Genomic DNA, 17,887 nt, shown 5'->3' on the forward strand with positions numbered 1-17,887 from the left:
ATATGCTGAAAATGTTTACGCTGCTCTGCTGCATTGCGGCAATCGCGGTTTCCGGCCTGCTACTGTTCTGGCTGAAAAAGAAAAACCCGATTGAGAGCACACGCGTACAGTATCTGAATGGCTATATAATCTGCGGGGTTTCCCGCTATCTGCGCACCGGCGTGCTGTATACTATCGTCGCTGCGGCTGTATTTTTTCTGGTTCTGCTGCTTCTTGCCGGTCAGATTACCGCAGGCATGTATGTGATCGGAGCGGTGATCGGACTGGCGGACGGACTGCTGGTATCTTCTGCGGTGATCGTGGGAAATACCAGAGTCGCAGCCGCTGCTGTTCACGGAGATATGAAGAAAGCACAGAAAACAGGATTTTACACAGCTGTAATCTGCGGTGCCGGCGCAGTGGGAATCAGCGTCCTGGGTCTTCTTCTGACCTACTGGTCGATGAACTTTACTCTGTTCACCGAGGGACTTCCGGGACTGCTTCTGGGAGTTTCCACCGTTGCTTTCCTGGGAAGAGCCGGCGGAGAAGTTTTTGCGAAAATGTACGATGTTGTTGATTCACTGATTGCCGGAGCTGCCGCAGTTATGCTCCTTGCGCAGTCTGCGGTTACCGATGCGGGAGTCAATGCGACATTTTCAGCCGGAAAAGCTGCCGTCATGGCCTTTGTCCTGATTGCTGCCGGAATTCTGACGGCCCTGATCTCTGTTTTCTTTGTTCGTAAAAAGGTAGATGCCTATGGTCACTATCTGGACATGGCGCTGATTGTTTCTTCCGTTGTCGTTGCAGCGGTATCTATATTTTTAAGCTGGAAGGAACTGGAGAACCTGACTTATTCCGGCGCAGTGATTTCCGGAATTGCCGCAGGACTGGTCGGAGAACTGGCAACCAGAATCTACACAGACTCTACGGATCATAAAATGAGAGAAATGGTCAGAGACGGCGGACGCCGCGCGGCAATGCTGGAGCGGCTGAGCCAGGGAATGTCTGCTTCGATTCTTCCGGTTGTCTGCCTGGCATTCGGCATCGGCATGGCCTACTATTTTGCCGGTAATTACGGAATCGGACTGGGCGCAGTCGGAATCGTCTCCGTCAGTTCGGTTATTCTGGTCCTCCATGGACTGGTTCTGTTGTCACAGACCAGCAGCGCTGTCATTTATGCAGTTGCAACAGAAGATGAAGCGGCCCGTGCCAAAAACCCGATGGATCGTTTCAAGGAGTCTCTGAGCCGCATCAGAAACGGAATTACGTCCGGTGCAGCCTGCATGACCGCAGTAGCGCTTCTGATTTCACTGTCCTCTTCCCTGAGGTTCAGCCAGGTAACCCTGATGAATCCAATGGTTGTCTGCGGCAGTCTGATCGGCGTCATGTTCCCGTTTGCCTTCACTTCCCGTTCGATGACATTTTCTGGAAGTGCGCTTAAGGATATGGCCAGCGACCTGCAGGGGCAGCTCGGCGACCGTGTTTCCTCCAAGATCAGTAAAGAGGATCAGAAGGAGATCCGTGAAAAAATCAGACCGTCTGCAAATTCCACGATGAGAGGACTCTATCTGTCCGGAATCATTACCGTTCTGGTTCCAATCGTCATTGCGGCAGCGGCCGGACAGGAAATGCTCGCAGGACTTCTGATCGGTGCCATCGTTTCCGGAGTTCTTCTGGGCGCGATTATGGTCAATGCAGGATCCCTGTTTAAAAACATCTCCGATTCCTCCGTTTATATTGTGATTAAACTGATGGTTATCGTGTCCCTGACACTCGGACCTGTATTCCTGAGCCTTTAACCGCCCAGCCGCCTGAGCAGGCGCAATGGAATGGAAAGGAGCAGTTATGTCAAAAAAGAAAAGAAAATCAAGACGAATGCGATCCGCATGGTTGAAGATGCGGGCATTCCCTATGATGAATATACCTATGAAGTAAAAGGCGAGTTTTCGGACGGCGTCTCCTCCGCACATAAGATTGGACTTCCGGTGGAGATGACATTCAAGACTCTGGTTCTGGTCGGTACCGATAAGCAGTATATGGTCTGCGTCATTCCGGTTGCCGAGGAGCTGGACCTGAAGAAAGCGGCCCGCCACTTTAAAGAGAAGAAGCTTGAGATGATCCACGTGAAAGAAATCAATAAGGTCACCGGATATATCCGCGGCGGCTGCTCACCGATCGGGATGAAGAAGCAGTATCCTACGGCAATCGATGAAACCGCGCTGCTCTTCGACAAGATCGGAGTCAGCGGCGGCAGAATCGGTCTGACGATCTGCCTGGATCCGGAGAAGCTTGCGAAGCTCGTCGGAGCAGAATTTACTTCACTGACAAAAGAATAAGGGGCAAGGGAAAAGCCGGGCATATGCCTGGCTTTCCTTTTAAATCGCAGAAGATTGCAGCATTCCCATCAAAAACTGGCAGTCTGAACAGAAGATGAGAAGCCCCGTATGAATAAAAGAGCAAGAGACAGAAAGGAAAGAGAATGAGCAGATCCATAGTAGACCGCTTCGGAGATTTCGCTGAAAAGAAAATCAGCAGAAATCCACGCGGAGCAAGAAGACTGCTTGCTTCCATCTTCAAACTGTATGGAAGCTATATGCGGAGGAAAAAATCCGGTCAGCTCCCGGCGAGGGGGCTTCAGATGCAGCACTGCAACCGCGTTATGGCAGGATCCCTGTCAGACACACGAAAAAGCGTTGTGGTCAGTATTTTTACGCCCTGTGAAGTCATGCATGCCATGGGGCTGCAGCTTGCCTTTCCAGAGGGACTGAGCTGCTACATGACGGCATCCCACTGCGAAAAGACCTTTTTAAACCAGGCAGAAAAATCCGGAGTACCGGAGTCCTTCTGTTCCTTTCACAAACAGTTTATCGGAATGGTAGAAAAAGGCATGCTGCCGAGACCCTGCTGCATCGTAAATACGACGATGATCTGCGACGCCAATCAGCTTTCCTTCCGCTATCTTGCCGATTATTTTCATGTCCCGCATTTTGTCATCGATGTTCCCAATGAATGGAGTCCGGAAAATCAGGAATACGTCCGTCAGCAGCTTCTGGAAATGACCAGATTTCTGGAGGATGCTTCCGGCGTTAAACTTCAGCAGGAAAAACTGGAAGAGTCCATGCGTCTGGCGCAGGAATCCCTGGATAATTACCGGGAAATTCTGAAACTGAAGGCAGACAGAAGCGAACGCGGAAGACTTACCGATCTCATGATGGACGCCTTTGAATATCACGTTCTTCTGGGAACGAAAGAGACGGTGGAGACCGGAAAGCAGATGATCAGAGATCTTCAGACTCTTCCGCTTAATCACGGAAAGGCTGAAGGGGTAAGAATCGCGTGGGTTCACGTCCTCCCGTACTGGCAGAAGTCCATGACGGAGATATTCAACCACAGCAGCCGGGTGGAAGTCATCAGCGGCGACATGAGTTACGACAATCTGGACATTGACCTGAAAGGAAAAGACCCCTACGCCGCAATGGCGGAAATGCTGCTGAAGGATTCCTTCAACGGTCCTGCAGAGCGCAGGATCGGTCATGTCCTGAACTACGCGAAGAGCATGCATGCAGATGGAATTATCTATTTCTGCCATTGGGGATGCAAACAGACTCTCGGGGCGTCTGCCCTTGCGGCAAAAACTTTTGAAGAAGCGGGATTTCCTGCTCTGGTTTTGGACGGGGACGGATGTGATCCGAGAAATATTCAGGACGGGCAGATGGTAACCCGTGTACAGGCCTTTATCGAACAGCTGGAAGCGAGAAAAAAATGATTGGATATACATGTAAATATACACCGGTGGAACTGCTCGCTGCCTTTGGTGCAGAGCCGGTTCTTATCAATGAAGAGGCAGAAGACTTTGAGTATGCGCAGGATCTGATGCACATGAATATGTGCGGAAGCATCAAGGCTCTGATTGAGAGTGTGCACAGACATCATCTCCCGGAACTGATTCTGGTCAACTGCTGCGACGGAACCAGAAGGGCCGCAGATGTCCTGAAAGACAGGACGGATTTTCTCTTTCTGATGGACATTCCGCATGCGGTGAACAGCTGCAGCCGGCAGCATCTGGTCAGTGAACTGAAGCGGCTCTGCAGCGCTTATCAGAAGTACAGCGGGAGAGCGTTTTCACTGGAGCGATTTCTTTCTTCCTTTTCTGTTCCGGAAGATGCACCATCTTCTCCATATATCGGCGTCCTGGGCGCCAGAGTGGGAGAGGGACTGAAAGAACAGCTCTCCGATCTGGTTCCGCTTCCAGTGCAGGATCTGACCTGCTGCAGCATCCGGGGACTGCAGCTTCCGGATGAGAAAACGATCGCCCGCTGGAAAAAAGCTGCAGAAGAGAATACGGAGGATTCCTCCTGGTTCGATGAGCTTCTGGACTGGTATGCAGAAGAACTGCTCCGGCAGATTCCCTGCATGCGCATGGAAGACATCACAGGCAGAAAGGCACTGATTAATGATCCGTATCTGAAGGGAATCATCTATCACACCGTGAAATTCTGTGATTATTACGGATTTGAGTATGAGCGGCTGCGGAAATCCGTCAGCATACCGATGACCAAGATCGAAACGGATTTCACCATGCAGTCAGAAGGCCAGCTGTCTACGAGGATCGGGGGATTCGTCGAGAGTATGGGTTTGAGAAAAGAAAGGACAATCAAGGGGATGAATCAGGGGGGAAAATACTTTGCCGGCATCGACAGCGGCTCGACCACAACCAACATTGCGGTGCTGGATCAGGATGGAAAGCTGCTGGACAGCGCGATCGTGCGGACAGGAGCAAAAGCGCAGAAGGGCGCACAGAAGGCTTTGGATTCGCTGAAAAAGGTGAATCCGGACGATATAGCGCTTATTTTTGCGACCGGATATGGAAGAATGAATATTTCATTTGCCGATGACAACATCACAGAAATTACCTGCCACGCCAGGGGGGCGCGGCACATTCATCCGGGCGTCCATACGATCATCGATATTGGAGGACAGGATAACAAGGCCATCCGCCTTGATGATAAGGGAGATGTTGTGAATTTTGCCATGAACGACAAGTGTGCCGCAGGAACGGGACGATTCCTGGAGAACATGGCCAAGGTGCTGGAGATCAGCCTGGATGAGATTTCCACTGCCGGGCTGGACTGGAAGGAAGATCTGACCATCTCCAGCATGTGCACCGTGTTCGCGGAATCTGAAGTCGTTTCTCTGATCGCAGATAATAAGCAGATTCCGGACATTGTTCACGGACTGGATAAGAGTGTCGCGGCCAAGACCATGACACTGGTCCACCGCACAGGCGGAAAGGGCCCCTACATGATGACCGGCGGAGGCGCCAGAAATGTCGGCGTCGTCCGCTGCATCGAGGATCTGGTCGGGGAGAAAATCTATGTTCCGGAAAATCCGGATCTCTGCGGCGCGATCGGTGCGGCGCTGTTTGCCATGGACGCCGCGGGAAAGAAACCGCAGCGCGGATAATCACGGGCAGGGAGTTCCCTTGCCCGGTCAGTTTTTGTCAAAAGGGAAAAGAAAGAAGGAATCAGAGATGAAAAGAGTACTTTCAATTCAGGACATGTCATATTTCGGGAAATGCTCCCAGACAGTTGCGCTTCCTGTGCTTTCTGCCATGGGAATCGAGACGGTTCCGCTGGTCACATCAGTGCTGACCTCTCACACGCAGATTCCGGGCTTTAAGGTGAAAGATATGTCATCGCTTATTCCGGAGGCCATTGAGCAGTGGAAGAATCTGCAGCTTCATTTCGATGCGATTTACACGGGCTATCTCGGAAGCCGTCAGGATGTGCAGTATGTACTGGAGATCCTGGACGCCTTCAAGGCTGAGGACACGCTCTTCATCATGGATCCGGCCATGGCGGACGGCGGAAAGCTGTATCCGGGATTCGATGAGGCCTATGCGGCGGAAAACCGGAAGCTGGCGGCAAAGGCAGATCTGGCGGTTCCGAATCTGTCGGAAATCTGTCTGCTGACCGGATCGGAGTATCATGCATCCTGCAGCAGAGAGGAATATCAGACCCTGCTGAAGAAGTTCGCAGACCTCGGCAGTAAGGAGGTTATGCTGACCGGAGCGTCCCTGTCTGAGGGCATGACCGGTGTTTACGGCTACAACAGTGAATCCGGCGAGTTCTACTCCTGTCAGAATGAGAAGGTCGGCGGCAGTTATCACGGAACCGGCGACCTCTTCTCCAGCGTGCTCGTCGGAGCTGTTCTGCGCGGGAAGAACTATAAAGAGGCGGCAGAGATCGCAAGCTCCTATGTACAGAAGACGGTCCGGAAGGCCTCTGAAGAGGATAAAGGACTGCGCTACAGCGTCCCGTTCGAGTCGACCCTCCCGGAGCTAATCCGCGTCATTGGACTGAATGATTAACAGCCGCCCGGTCTTGTGCGTGATGACGGCTTCTTCCTCATCATTGGCGATTTCATTGCTGACACCGCGAGTCGTCTCGTTCGACAAAGTATAATCGTCAAGGAGATATTTTACCTGGCGGAGTGTGATTCCTGTCACGCTGCTGCCGTAGGCGATGATGCTGATGTACTTGAAGCCGTTTCTCTTTACACGCACGGTTCCCGGGTCGGCGATGAATACACGGTTCCAGCCGTCCAGAATTTCAATATGATGGATTTTTCCGGTGAAGCTGGCGAGCATGCCGATGTTTCCCATGGTATGGTCAAAACGTCCGCCCAGTCCGCCGAGCATTGTAATATAATTGCAGTGATGTTCGATGGCCAGATCGATCGCGGCTTCACTGTCCGTCATGTTTTTCTTACATGGCAGTTTGATCAGGCCGGGAACATCCGGCTGCTGCGCGGAGTCGTAGTCACCGATATACTGAGTAGGATGGAGCTTCAGAGCATTGGCCGCGCGGATTCCGCCGTCAGCGCAGATCACTTCATCGTACTCGTTTTCATTTATGTGAATATGAGGAATTCCCTCGACATGCGCGGTGATGACCAGCGCTTTTCTGCTTGTTTCTTCCATCGTTTTTCTGTCCTTTCAAGATAAAATTCTAATCAATGCTTTCTTCTATGATTACACACAGATTCCGCTTTATAATGTGGTATAATACTTTTTACCGTCTGCCTTCCGGAAGAGCCGGAAAGCGAGGCAGTCTGCCGGATGCCTGTACTTGCAGCCCATCCGCCGGAAATCTCTGTTTACAGAAATTAAGGAGTGAAAGCTTATGACCTATAAAAACCGTATCGTAACAGAATCCAACCGGCTGATCATGAACATCTCCCGGAGCGAACTCAGAGGACGCTTCGGCCTGGTCATGCTCGCGGTTTTTCTGTATTTTCTGCTGACTGCCCAGGTACGGCAGTTCTTTATATTATTTATCCCGCTCGGCAGGGAGACACTGAACACTGCCGCACTCGGTGCATACGCAAAATATGCGGCATCCGGTCTGAAAGTATCTTCTCTCGCGTCTTCCTATGACCTGCTGACCCAGGGAGCCTTCGTATCCGGCTTGTGTGGATTTCTGCTCATGTTCTTCCGGCAGCAGAGTACGGATCCGGTTATGGTATTCAGCGGCTTTGAGACCCCGATGCGATACATAAAATCGCTGGAAATCAAAATTGTCCGAGACGTCCTGACGATCTGCGGTCTGATGCTCTTCATCGTTCCGGGAGTCATCTTTGCCATCCGCACCAGCCAGGCCAATTACCTGCTGATGGATGACCACTCAAAAACCGGTATGCAGTGCATCCGGGAAAGCTGGCAGCTCATGCGGGGAAATTCCATGAAGTTCCTCGGTCTCGTGCTGTCTTACCTTCCATGGCTGCTCGCTTCTGCGCTTCCATTCGCCATGCTCCTGTACTTCTCACCAAAAAACCACGTCATTCTCTTCCTGCTGACGACAGCATGCTACATTCCGCTTTCCGCGTCCTTTGCATACCTGCTCACGGGGATAACCGCTTTCTTTGATCTGATGACGGGGCACCTGGTGATCGACAGGCAGTAGCAGGTGCTGAGTATTATTATAGCCTGATATTGTAAAATCCACAATTCACAAAGCTGGCCGATTTTCAGAACCATCTTCGGGGCGGTCACAGAATCGGAGCCAAACGACAACTCGTGGGAACTGCCGCAAACGTCTACGTATACGGTGCGGCAGTACACGCACGAGTTTTTTCGTCTGTCTCCGGCTGTGGCACCGCCCCTCCGATAAGTTCTGTCTCCGGCCGGCAGTTGAATTGTAGATTATTGTATTCAGGTGGAAATAGTGCTCAGGAGATTGTTATTGGGTCAAGTTTTCGTAATGGTGTTAAACGAAAAGAATGTAATAGAAAATTACCCGGGATATAAGTTATTTTGTGCATACAGTATACTTATTCATCCAATATTCACTGTGTTTTCATGTAAAAAAGGCGAAATCGGTCGGGAAAAAGCTATTTGAAATGATTTTCCCAATACATTGTGTTCAGCACCATGTTTCAATAAATCAGTTTTTCAATTTGCAACTGACCCTGAGAACCTGGAGCGATAGTCATTTTAGAGAGGGTTTCTAAAGTGATCTGGAAGGACTGCTTCGGATCACAGATGATATGTATATTTTTATTCCAGAGAAAACGGTCATTTTTACTTGACAGATAACACACAATTCGGATCAGTGCAGAAAAAGTGTGATTATCCGAAGAAGAATGGGAATAACATTTATTGAAAAAATATATTATGATCAAAAAAACATTGACACAAAGTTGGATTTATGATAATTTGCAGGTAGATAGTAGTACTGGTTTATCCTTTGAGCTGTTCTTGTTCTATGGAAAAGACAGAATTAACAGATAACGATTAAGGAGGTGAATCCTGATGAGTAGGGCGATGAAATATGGTGTGTATAATATCATATACATTACAATTGTTGCAATAATAGGGATAATTGTACGTCACTTTTACAGCATACATATCCCTGACAATGTATCACTTGGGATTGGAGCAATTCTTTGTGTTGCAGGTATAATTGTACTATTGATTGAATCCAAAGACACTAAAGGTTCGTATTTCTACAGTCATGCAGATAACTGGAATGGAGGGGGAATACTTAATAGTGGCCTGATCCTGGGAATATCGGTATTCTTCATTGCCGTTACCGTTAAAACTGCTATCCTGTATATTCTTGCAATTTGTGTAGTAAACATGATCATACGGATGCTGGGCGATAAGACAAATGCACAGAGCCATACGGAATGATAACATTTGATTCCTGTCATTTCGAAATGTATAATAGCTATAGAATAGGATTGTCCGCAGGCAGGATGGCGGTCAACCCCTCATAGTTTTGGGTATGAAGCCGTCAACGTGTGTTGGCGGCTTCTTGCACATGATGTGCTATTTGCGTTTTGAAGTGATCTTTATAATTACAGAACCTTTACCCCCGCGCGGCTTTTCTCAGCATCTGCAGCAATCCCGCCATATCTTTCGGCAGCGGCGCCTCCGCTGTGATGATGCGGTCTTCCGCCGGATGCCGGAACTTCAGCCGCATGGCGTGCAGGGCCTGACGCGGGAAGATTTCCTGCAGGTCGCCGCCGTACAGAGGGTCGCCGGTGATCGGGTGTCCGATGGAGGACAGGTGCACGCGGATCTGATGGGTGCGTCCGGTCAGAAGGTGAAGCTGCACCAGGGTATGGCCGGTGTTTTCGTAGAGGCCCTTGATTATCTCACCGTTTTCCGGGGCAGGAATACGCTCCAGGACTTTGACTTCGGTGATGCTTTCCCGGCCGCCTTCCATGACGGCGCGGTTCGGCTTGTCCGGGTCCGGCATGCCGATGGGGCGGTCGATGGTGAACGCATCCTCTTTAATAATGCCGGAAACGATGGCGCAGTAGTATTTCTCGAGTTTGTTTTTCTGCATCTGCCGAATCAGTTCATCCTGAGCATGGGAATTTTTGCCAACGATCAGAAGCCCGGTGGTGTCCATGTCCAGTCGGTTGACAAAGCGGATTTTCCAGCTCTGCTTGTGGTCGTCCATGTATTTCATGATGCCGTTGGCCATGGTGTGGCAGGGATGACCCTTGGTCGGGTGGACGGTGTATCCGGCAGGTTTGTCGATGATCAGAAGGTCCTGGTCTTCATAGATGACGCCGAAGGGAATGTCTTCCGGCGGAAAGCCGCTGCGCTCTTCCGGGAGCACGGCACGGATCATGTCGCCTTCTTTCGGTTTCATCCAGCCCTGGAGAACTTCTCCGTTCAGAAATACCAGCTGCTGGGCGCGCATTTTTGCCAGAAGGCGGGAAGAGAAATCGAGATTTTTCTTCAGCATCCGGCGGATGCCCATGCCCTCGTCTTCTTTTTTTACTGTAAATGTAAATTCTCGTCTTTTCATGGATCTCTTTATCTCTCTTCAGTTTCAGAAAAATTGGCGTTATCGTTTCCCAGGAATTTTTCCTTGACCTTTTTCCAAAAGTCAAAATCCCGGGATTTCAGCATGTGCAGGGTCGTCGAACTGTAGCCGATCATGATGGTGTCCACATGGTTATATTCCCGGGTGAATCCGTCTGCCTGCATTCTGACGTGAGCATCTTTCCTCTCAGGTTTGATAAACAGGTATTTATCCGCAGGAAGAAAGAGGCTGGAGGTGAATGAACGGTAAGCGTTGGTATTCATCGGCGCGATCGGTGTAACCTGGAGAATTTCCAGACTCGGATCCACCAGGCCGCCGCCAAGAGAATAGTTGTATGCGGTACTTCCTGCCGGAGTAGACAGCAGGATTCCGTCGCCGCTGAAGTGCTCGATGAAGTTCTGGCCGATGGAGATGCTCAGATGCACCGTGCAGCCGACATTTCCCTTGACGATCATTTCGTTCATCCCATACCATTTACTGATCTTTCCTTCGTGCTGGATGGTCGCTTTCAGTGTTCTCAGATTCTGGATATAGAAGTTTCCCTGCTTATAGTTGTCAATCATCTCGTCGATCCGGTCCGGACTGGTATCCTGGAAAAAGCCAAGGTGTCCGGTATTGATGCCGGCTATCGGGGCTGTCGGGAAATTCAGTTCATGCACCAGATGCAGGAGCGTCCCGTCTCCTCCGATACAGAAGATCAGGGAGGTGTCTTTCTGCAGTTCAGGAATGACGTTGAATCCCGCTTTCTGCAGTTTTTCTGTCAGAACCTTCTTCAGATCTAAAGAGACTGGAAGCGGGTTGGAATAGATATATACATTCTCTTTTTTATACATTATACTTACCATGCTTTCCCCTCAGACCTTTCATGCCTGAAGTACTGAGATGTACCTTCTCTCGTACGCCAGTCCGTTGCCGGGAGCAGGCCAGGCTGGATTTCCGTAAGCCTGCCCGGCGCAGAGGCGCCGGGAAAGGACTGAGGAAGTGCAGTACGATTATTCCTCCATCAGTTCTGCAAACTCATCGACGAGTCCGGAGAAGACCTTCATCGCGCGGTCCACTGGTTCACGCTGTGACATGTCCACACCGGCCACTTTCAGGAGTTCAACCGGATAATCGCTGCTTCCCAGAGACAGGAACTTCAGATAGTCGTCTCTTTCCTTTTCGCCTCCGTTCAGAATGCGGTCTGCAATGGCGTTTGCCGCAGAATATCCGGTCGCGTACTGATAGACGTAGAAGCTGTTGTAGAAGTGCGGAATTCTGGCCCACTCATACTGAATATAGTCGTCGTGAGACAGGGCCGGTCCGAAGTATTCGGTGTTCAGCTCATCATAAGTCTTATTCATCCAGTCTGCCGTGAGGCCGCCGCCGTTCTCGGCGTACTCATGCGTCTTCTTTTCGAACTCTGCAAACATGGTCTGGCGGAAAAGAGTTCCCTTGAACGCGTCCAGATACATGTTCAGAATGTACTTCTTCATTTCCGGATCGCTCTCCGTCTTCAGAAGATGCTTCATCAGCAGGGTTTCATTGACCGTTGACGCAACTTCTGCGGTAAAGATGGAATGACCGCCGTAAACGTATGGCTGTGTCTTTCTGGTCAGCCAGGAGTTCATGGAATGCCCCATCTCATGAACCAGCGTGAACACGTCTTCCAGCGTAGAGTCGAAGTTCATCAGGACATACGGATCGCTGTCATAAGAACCGAAGCTGTAGGCACCGCTCGTCTTTCCTTCTGTTTCATAGATGTCGATCCAGCGGCTGTCGATGCCCTTCTGGAACTGCTGCAGATAGGCATCACCGAGAGGCGCCAGGCCTTCTTTACCGATTTCCACAGCCTGCTGGAAGCGGATCTTCTTTTTCGGCAGCTTTACCAGCGGAACGTAAATATCATACATCTTCAGCTCATCCAGGCCGAGAAGCTTCTTTCTCAGCTTGACATACTCATACATCTTAGGCAGAGCAGAATGTACAGAATCAATCAGATTATCATAGACCGATTCCGGGATTCTTCCGCTGGAAAGCGCAGCAGCCCTTGCAGAAGGATAATTACGCAGGCGGGCGGAAATCACGTCCGTCTTTACATTTGCGCTGTAATTGGCGGAGATCGTATTGATCATGCCCTTGTAGGCTTCATAGCAGTGGGTGTAGGCGTCTTTTCTGACCTGGCGGTTCTGCGAACGCATGAAGCTGATGTAATTTCCGTGGGTCAGCTCTGTTTCCTTACCCTCTTCATCTTTGATTTTCCCGAATTTCATGTCCGCGTCGTTCAGCATGGTGAATACCTGGTCCGGAGCGCTCAGGACCTCTCCGAGCTGTGCCAGGATGTTCTCTTCTTTTTCGGACAAAACATGATCTTTCTGACGCATAGCGGAATCAAGGAGATGACGGTATGTCTGAAGACGCGGCTCATCTTCGATAAACTGCTTCAGTGTTTCCTCCGGAATACGGATCAGTTCCGGCATAACGAAACTGGTCAGGGAAGAAACCTGGCTGATGGCGGCGGCGGCCTTGCTGTACAGAGCCTGCTGCTCAGCTGCCCGGTTGTCTTCATCCAGTTTCATGCGAGAATAGACGAAGGCACGCTCCAGCTTCTGCTCGATCCGGTCGCTTTCAATCAGCGCGTCGGCGAGGCTTTCTGCGCTGTCTGCCAGATGTCCTTTATATTTTCCGTATTTTTCTGCATCGGATACGGATTCCTTAAGATCTTTTTCCGCGGAAGCGTTATCCGGATACATTTTTTCAATATTCCACTTATCCTGCGTCTTTATTTCTTCTCTTGTTTTTCTTCTTGCCATTTTCTTTATTTGTCCTTTCCGGACGGCAGCCTGCCGGGATCTTCCGCAGCGGGACGGACGGCGGCAGAATCTGTGTCCAATATATGAAATCCGCATGATCTTCAGGCGGATAATTTATGTGTACATACATTCAATATTCTATACTAATGCCAGGGTTTATTCAATTCCTGCGCAGAAATGCGGGATGTTATTTTCATTTCTGTCTCACTGCTGTATAATATATCAATATGGGTTTAGAACCTGACCAAATAGTAAAGGGGCAGTTAAAGGAATGGATAACAGAAGCATCGGTATTTTTGATTCAGGAATCGGCGGGCTGACCAGTACCGCGTACATTATAGAAGAATTGCCAAAGGAGAGGATTGTGTTCTTCGGAGATACGGCCAGAACCCCGTACGGATCCAAGTCTCCGGAGAAGATCCGGCAGTTTTCTATGCAGATCGGGCAGTTTATGGCGGATAATGACGTGAAGATGATGGTCATCGCCTGCAACACGATTTCTGCGACGGCACTGGAGGATCTGCGTGAGAAATTCCCTGAGATTCCGATTATCGGAGTCATTTCTCCAACCGCGAGAGTCATTGCCAATCAGTGCAGACCGGAGGATCATATCGGCATCATGGCCACCAGAGCAACAGTAAAGAGCGGCGTTTATCTGCAGAAGATCAGGGAAAAGAATCCGTCTCTTACGCATCTGTATCAGAAGGAATGTCAGGCGATCGTTCCTCTGGTGGAGGAAGGCATTACCGGAAGTGTTATGGATGAGCTGCTTCACTATTACCTGGATGATTTTATCGCGGAGAATGAGCTGGACACGCTGGTCCTGGGATGCACGCATTTCCCGATCGTGGCGGCGAATATTCACCGGCTTTTCCCGGATGTCCGCCTGATCAGTTCGTCCAGGGAAATCGCTACAGCGGTCAGTATAGAACTGAAGAAAAGGAATATGGAGGCGGAGAAGAAGAGCGGTGAGAATGTCTTCTACGCCAGCGATATTTCAGACAGCTTTATGAATATGATTCAGCTGATTCTGGGAGAGAGCAAAGACAAACTGAATATCCAGTTTAAAAATCTGGATCTGTAAAACAGGCGGCTGCAGGACCAGGGGCCGCGGAGGACGGAAAGACGCAGGGAAAAGAAAAAATGCAGGCTGCGCAGGTTTCATGCAAAAAGATGGGAGGATGCAGAATGGATAAAGAGGCGCTGTTTGATCTTCTGGATATGGAGTCTGGAGAGGATTTCCAGTATTTTGAGAATATGGCCGAGCTGCTTGAGTCAGACGAGGACATTGACGAGGACGTTCTGTATGAACTGCTGGAGGACGTTGATCTGGAGGCGTTCGCAGAGCTGGCGGAGAATTACTTTGACCAGCTGGAGGAGGCGGTTCCGGATGAAGAGACGGATTTCTATACGCTGGTGGAGAATATCAAGCGGATCATCAGCGGTCTTGCAGATGATGCATCGGCAGAGGATGATTCAAACAGCCAGAGCGACATGCTGCTGCGCCTGGCTTCTGAAATCGTGAAGTTCAGAAACTGGTATAATGAAACGGATAATGTAGAGTGCATCAATTCAGAGTCCGGAGAGTCGCAGATGCTTCCGGTAAGAGACGCGCTGATCCTGGACCGCGCGGAGAAACTCGGCGGTCCGGCCTATGAACTGAATTTTCAGCAGGCAAAGGACTATGATCTGGATGACTTTGTCATGACCTTTACCGATATGACCAGATAGAATACAGAAATAAAGAAAGAAGGAGAAATACATAACATGATCACAACCAGAAAATTATCCAATGGTGTCCGGGTTATCATGGAAGACATGCCGCAGGTGCAGTCCGCGGCAATCGGCATCTGGGTGAAGACAGGTGCCGTGGATGAGACGGCAGAACACGCCGGCATTTCTCATTTTGTCGAGCACATGATGTTTAAGGGAACGCCTGACCGGGATGCCAGAAAGATTGCTTCTGATATCGACCGGATCGGCGGTCAGATGAACGCGTTTACAGGAAAAGAAGCGACCTGCTATTATGTCAAGTCGCTGTCTTCCAGCCTGTATAAGGCAGCGGACGTTCTCACGGATATGATCGAGCATGCGCTGTTTGACCAGAATGAGATGAACAGGGAGCGGAAGGTCATCGAAGAAGAGATCAAGATGGACGAGGATGCCCCGGACGATCTGGCCCACGACAAGCTGATCGAGGACATGTTTAAGGACGAGCCTCTCGGAAAGTCGATTACCGGTGATCATGAAACACTGAGCACGATTGACCACGGAGTGATGGATCAGTATGTGTGTGATCAGTACGTACGTGATGCCATCGTCATTTCTGCCGCAGGAAGTTTTGATCCGGATGAGCTCTGCAGCTATTTTGAGCATCACTTCATGAACAGGGGGCAGAGCAAGCCGCCGAGAAAGAAGAGCGAATCGCATTATGTGCCGCGTTACCACTTCGAGAAGAAGGAAATCCAGCAGACCCACATCTGCCTGGGAACCAAGGCAATCACCCTGGAGGATCCGCGTTCTTACGCCTTCCAGATTCTCAGCAATGCCTTCGGCGGCGGCATGAGCTCCAGACTGTTCCAGAATATCAGAGAACAGAAGGGCCTGGCCTACTCAGTTTTCTCCAACATGGGAACCTTCAGCACAGACGGATATTTTGAGATTTACGCCGGTGTCGCCCACGATCAGCTGGAGAAGACCGTAGAAGGTATCCATGAGGAACTGGAACGTCTTAAGTCGGATCCGATTTCCCAGGAAGAACTGGACTCTTCCAGAGAACAGATGAAATCTTCCTATGTCTTCAGCCAGGAGAACCCGACGGCCAGAATGGTGGTCAACGGGAAGAACAAGCTGCTCCTGGACCGCGTATTCCTGCCGGATGAAGTCATGGAGGGCTACGATAAGGTTACCCTTGACGATGTCGAGGAGGCCAGGAAGCTGATCGGCGACTTCTCTACCTATTCAGCGTCCGTAGTCAGCGGAAAAGACGCGGATGTAAAGGCGCTGATGGCGAAGTATCAGCAGAAATAGATCTTTCGGCAAAATACACCCGGGCAGGGGCGGAAGGAAAGTGACGGTAACAGAAATGCAGACCATAAATATGAATATTATCAGTAAAAGCGGAAGACTCCCGGAATATAAGACGAAGGGGGCATCCGGATTTGATATCCAGGCCTACCTGGATGAACCGGTTACACTGAAGCCGGGGGAAAGAAAGCTTGTACCGACAGGCCTCTTCTTTGAGATTCCGGAAGGCTGCGAGGCGCAGGTCAGAGCCAGAAGCGGCCTGGCCATCAAGCACGGAATCGGCCTGGTTAACAGCATCGGAACGATTGACAGCGACTACCGCGGAGAGATCAAAGTTCCCCTGATCAATTTCGGCGATGAGGAATTTACGATCAAGGACGGCGAGAGAATCGCGCAGGTTGTTCTGATGCCGGTGATCCGTGCGGAGCTTCATCTTTCCGATGAACTCAGCGACACGGACAGAGGAGAAGGCGGATTCGGGCATACCGGAGTATAGAAAGAGAAAACAGAAACCGTAAGAGAGCGGATTGTCCAGGAGAAACAGTCCGGCGGATCCCTTGCGGTTTTCTTTTTGTCCGGAAAGGAGGACAGCATGAGAAGCAGAAAAGACCTTGAAGCCGAGGAAAGGCTGGTGCTCTCGCGGCATGCCTGCCTGGCGGAGGAGAGCCGGGGCAGGGCAGAAGATGAGCCCCAGTGCCCCTACCGGACGGTTTTTCAGCGGGACCGGGACAGGATCATTCATTCCAAGGCCTTCCGCCGGCTGATGCACAAGACGCAGGTTTTTCTGGCGCCGGAGGGGGATCACTACCGGACGCGGCTGACGCATACTCTGGAGGTGTCGCAGGTTGGAAGGAGTATTTCCAGGGCTCTGGGGCTGAACGAGGATCTGACGGAGGCCATTGCGCTGGGGCATGATCTGGGCCACACGCCCTTCGGACATAACGGCGAGCGGATTCTCAACGCTCTGTATGAGCCGGGATTTTCGCATAACGAGCAGAGCCTCCGCGTGGTGGACAAACTGGAATTTCACAAGGGAAAACGCGGCATGAACCTGACTTATGAAGTGCGCGACGGGATCCTGAACCATCCGGGGAAAAGGGAGCCGCATACCCTGGAAGGCTGGGTGGTCAAACTCAGCGACCGCATCGCCTACCTGAACCATGATATCGACGACGCGGTCAGAGCCGGCGCCCTGAAAGAATCGGATCTTCCGGAAGAGACGCTCCGTGTGTTCGGGGAGAGCAAGGAAGCGCGGCTGAATACGATGATTGAAAATGTCATCACCACCAGCGACGGAAAAGGGTATGTCCGTATGGATGATCTCCATCAGGAGGCACTGGACCATCTCAGGACCTTTATGTTTGAGAAGGTTTATGACGGGCCGGTGGTCAGAAAGGAAGAACAGATTGTACATGTGGAAAAGGTGATCCGGTCGCTGTATCAGTATTATCTTTCCCATCCTGAGGAGCTGCCGAAGGAATATCTGGAGCTTCGGGAAGAGGACGGACTGGAAACGGTGGTGAAGGATCACATTGCGGGGATGACGGACCGCTACGCGCTGACGGACTACCGGCAGAAGTGCCTGAATGAGAGTGAAACACCGGTAATCTGGGTATAAAAGAGGATAGCAGATACAAGGGATGAAGCGGTTCTGGAAAGCGGTAAAAGAGGACTTCCGGAACGGCAGAAACAGGCCGCGGAACTTTTTCTGCTTTATTTCTAATTTATTTCAAAAAAATTAAAGGA

At 50.6% G+C, this 17,887-nt stretch carries 16 protein-coding genes; 12 read left to right on the forward strand and 4 right to left on the reverse strand.

The annotated features are described in order from the left end of the window. The first annotated feature begins 2 nt into the window (after positions 1–2). The 5 genes from ACI77B_RS06360 to ACI77B_RS06380 all read left to right on the forward strand — a co-directional run bounded on the left by ACI77B_RS06360 (position 3) and on the right by ACI77B_RS06380 (position 6,349). The gene (locus tag ACI77B_RS06360) at positions 3–1,778 is read left to right on the forward strand and encodes a sodium/proton-translocating pyrophosphatase (protein WP_409336052.1); all 1,776 of its coding nucleotides are present in this window, start codon (positions 3–5) and stop codon (positions 1,776–1,778) included. 30 nt (positions 1,779–1,808) lie between these two features. Further along, complete coding sequence (gene ybaK / locus ACI77B_RS06365; RefSeq protein ID WP_409336053.1) at positions 1,809–2,315, forward strand: Cys-tRNA(Pro) deacylase; 507 nt, start codon at positions 1,809–1,811, stop codon at positions 2,313–2,315. A gap of 143 nt (positions 2,316–2,458) precedes the next feature. Beyond that, positions 2,459–3,745: a 2-hydroxyacyl-CoA dehydratase subunit D gene (locus tag ACI77B_RS06370; RefSeq protein WP_409336054.1), complete on the forward strand. Its 1,287-nt coding sequence runs from the start codon at positions 2,459–2,461 to the stop codon at positions 3,743–3,745. Further along, on the forward strand, positions 3,742–5,442 hold the full coding sequence (locus ACI77B_RS06375; protein WP_409336055.1) for an acyl-CoA dehydratase activase: 1,701 nt from the start codon (positions 3,742–3,744) through the stop codon (positions 5,440–5,442). The genes ACI77B_RS06370 and ACI77B_RS06375 overlap by 4 nt, the downstream gene beginning before the upstream one ends. Before the next feature lie 67 nt (positions 5,443–5,509). Beyond that, positions 5,510–6,349: a pyridoxamine kinase gene (locus tag ACI77B_RS06380; protein WP_409336056.1), complete on the forward strand. Its 840-nt coding sequence runs from the start codon at positions 5,510–5,512 to the stop codon at positions 6,347–6,349. Here ACI77B_RS06380 and ACI77B_RS06385 read toward each other — a convergent pair. Next, positions 6,320–6,961 carry a thiamine diphosphokinase gene (locus tag ACI77B_RS06385; protein ID WP_409336057.1) on the reverse strand — a complete coding sequence of 214 codons (642 nt, stop codon included), beginning with the start codon at positions 6,959–6,961 and terminating at the stop codon, positions 6,320–6,322. The genes ACI77B_RS06380 and ACI77B_RS06385 overlap by 30 nt on opposite strands. A gap of 202 nt (positions 6,962–7,163) precedes the next feature. On the opposite strand from ACI77B_RS06385, the gene ACI77B_RS06390 reads away from it, so the two are divergent. Continuing rightward, on the forward strand, positions 7,164–7,943 hold the full coding sequence (locus tag ACI77B_RS06390) for a DUF975 family protein (protein WP_409336058.1): 780 nt from the start codon (positions 7,164–7,166) through the stop codon (positions 7,941–7,943). 848 nt (positions 7,944–8,791) lie between these two features. Further along, positions 8,792–9,172 carry a hypothetical protein gene (locus ACI77B_RS06395; protein ID WP_409336059.1) on the forward strand — a complete coding sequence of 127 codons (381 nt, stop codon included), beginning with the start codon at positions 8,792–8,794 and terminating at the stop codon, positions 9,170–9,172. Positions 9,173–9,350: 178 nt separating this feature from the next. Here ACI77B_RS06395 and ACI77B_RS06400 read toward each other — a convergent pair whose 3' ends face one another. From ACI77B_RS06400 to pepF, 3 genes are all read right to left on the reverse strand, one after another. Then, the gene (locus ACI77B_RS06400) at positions 9,351–10,304 is read right to left on the reverse strand and encodes an RluA family pseudouridine synthase (RefSeq protein ID WP_409336060.1); all 954 of its coding nucleotides are present in this window, start codon (positions 10,302–10,304) and stop codon (positions 9,351–9,353) included. A gap of 8 nt (positions 10,305–10,312) precedes the next feature. Beyond that, a complete protein-coding gene (locus ACI77B_RS06405) occupies positions 10,313–11,167 on the reverse strand; it encodes an NAD(+)/NADH kinase (RefSeq protein WP_409336061.1) in 855 nt (284 codons plus the stop codon). Between the two features lie 147 nt (positions 11,168–11,314). After that, the gene (gene pepF, locus ACI77B_RS06410) at positions 11,315–13,114 is read right to left on the reverse strand and encodes an oligoendopeptidase F (protein ID WP_409336062.1); all 1,800 of its coding nucleotides are present in this window, start codon (positions 13,112–13,114) and stop codon (positions 11,315–11,317) included. Between the two features lie 271 nt (positions 13,115–13,385). Here pepF and murI point away from each other — a divergent pair, with 271 nt between their 5' ends. The 5 genes from murI to ACI77B_RS06435 all read left to right on the forward strand — a co-directional run bounded on the left by murI (position 13,386) and on the right by ACI77B_RS06435 (position 17,759). Beyond that, complete coding sequence (gene murI / locus ACI77B_RS06415; protein WP_409336063.1) at positions 13,386–14,198, forward strand: glutamate racemase; 813 nt, start codon at positions 13,386–13,388, stop codon at positions 14,196–14,198. A gap of 104 nt (positions 14,199–14,302) precedes the next feature. Then, entirely contained in the window at positions 14,303–14,845 is a 543-nt protein-coding gene (locus ACI77B_RS06420; RefSeq protein WP_409336064.1) for a hypothetical protein, read from the forward strand. Positions 14,846–14,881: 36 nt separating this feature from the next. After that, the gene (locus tag ACI77B_RS06425; RefSeq protein ID WP_409336065.1) at positions 14,882–16,144 is read left to right on the forward strand and encodes a M16 family metallopeptidase; all 1,263 of its coding nucleotides are present in this window, start codon (positions 14,882–14,884) and stop codon (positions 16,142–16,144) included. Positions 16,145–16,214: 70 nt separating this feature from the next. Continuing rightward, positions 16,215–16,637, forward strand: a complete 423-nt coding sequence (gene dut / locus ACI77B_RS06430; protein ID WP_409336066.1) for a dUTP diphosphatase — start codon at positions 16,215–16,217, stop codon at positions 16,635–16,637. Positions 16,638–16,733: 96 nt separating this feature from the next. Further along, positions 16,734–17,759: a deoxyguanosinetriphosphate triphosphohydrolase gene (locus ACI77B_RS06435; RefSeq protein WP_409336067.1), complete on the forward strand. Its 1,026-nt coding sequence runs from the start codon at positions 16,734–16,736 to the stop codon at positions 17,757–17,759. The last annotated feature ends 128 nt before the right edge of the window (positions 17,760–17,887 follow it).

This window comes from Eubacterium sp. F2, assembly GCF_046244355.1.
GTDB lineage: Bacteria > Bacillota > Clostridia > Peptostreptococcales > Anaerovoracaceae > Aminicella.

Coding starts and splice junctions, on each gene's coding strand:
- ACI77B_RS06425 (WP_409336065.1), top strand. CDS start 14,882: ATGATCACAACCAGAAAATTATCCAATGGTGTCCGGGTTATCATGGAA.
- ybaK (WP_409336053.1), top strand. CDS start 1,809: ATGGAAAGGAGCAGTTATGTCAAAAAAGAAAAGAAAATCAAGACGAAT.
- ACI77B_RS06385 (WP_409336057.1), bottom strand. CDS start 6,961: ATGGAAGAAACAAGCAGAAAAGCGCTGGTCATCACCGCGCATGTCGAG.
- ACI77B_RS06400 (WP_409336060.1), bottom strand. CDS start 10,304: ATGAAAAGACGAGAATTTACATTTACAGTAAAAAAAGAAGACGAGGGC.
- ACI77B_RS06360 (WP_409336052.1), top strand. CDS start 3: ATGCTGAAAATGTTTACGCTGCTCTGCTGCATTGCGGCAATCGCGGTT.
- ACI77B_RS06390 (WP_409336058.1), top strand. CDS start 7,164: ATGACCTATAAAAACCGTATCGTAACAGAATCCAACCGGCTGATCATG.
- ACI77B_RS06420 (WP_409336064.1), top strand. CDS start 14,303: ATGGATAAAGAGGCGCTGTTTGATCTTCTGGATATGGAGTCTGGAGAG.
- ACI77B_RS06370 (WP_409336054.1), top strand. CDS start 2,459: ATGAGCAGATCCATAGTAGACCGCTTCGGAGATTTCGCTGAAAAGAAA.
- ACI77B_RS06395 (WP_409336059.1), top strand. CDS start 8,792: ATGAGTAGGGCGATGAAATATGGTGTGTATAATATCATATACATTACA.
- ACI77B_RS06405 (WP_409336061.1), bottom strand. CDS start 11,167: ATGGTAAGTATAATGTATAAAAAAGAGAATGTATATATCTATTCCAAC.
- ACI77B_RS06435 (WP_409336067.1), top strand. CDS start 16,734: ATGAGAAGCAGAAAAGACCTTGAAGCCGAGGAAAGGCTGGTGCTCTCG.
- ACI77B_RS06375 (WP_409336055.1), top strand. CDS start 3,742: ATGATTGGATATACATGTAAATATACACCGGTGGAACTGCTCGCTGCC.
- ACI77B_RS06380 (WP_409336056.1), top strand. CDS start 5,510: ATGAAAAGAGTACTTTCAATTCAGGACATGTCATATTTCGGGAAATGC.
- pepF (WP_409336062.1), bottom strand. CDS start 13,114: ATGGCAAGAAGAAAAACAAGAGAAGAAATAAAGACGCAGGATAAGTGG.
- murI (WP_409336063.1), top strand. CDS start 13,386: ATGGATAACAGAAGCATCGGTATTTTTGATTCAGGAATCGGCGGGCTG.
- dut (WP_409336066.1), top strand. CDS start 16,215: ATGAATATTATCAGTAAAAGCGGAAGACTCCCGGAATATAAGACGAAG.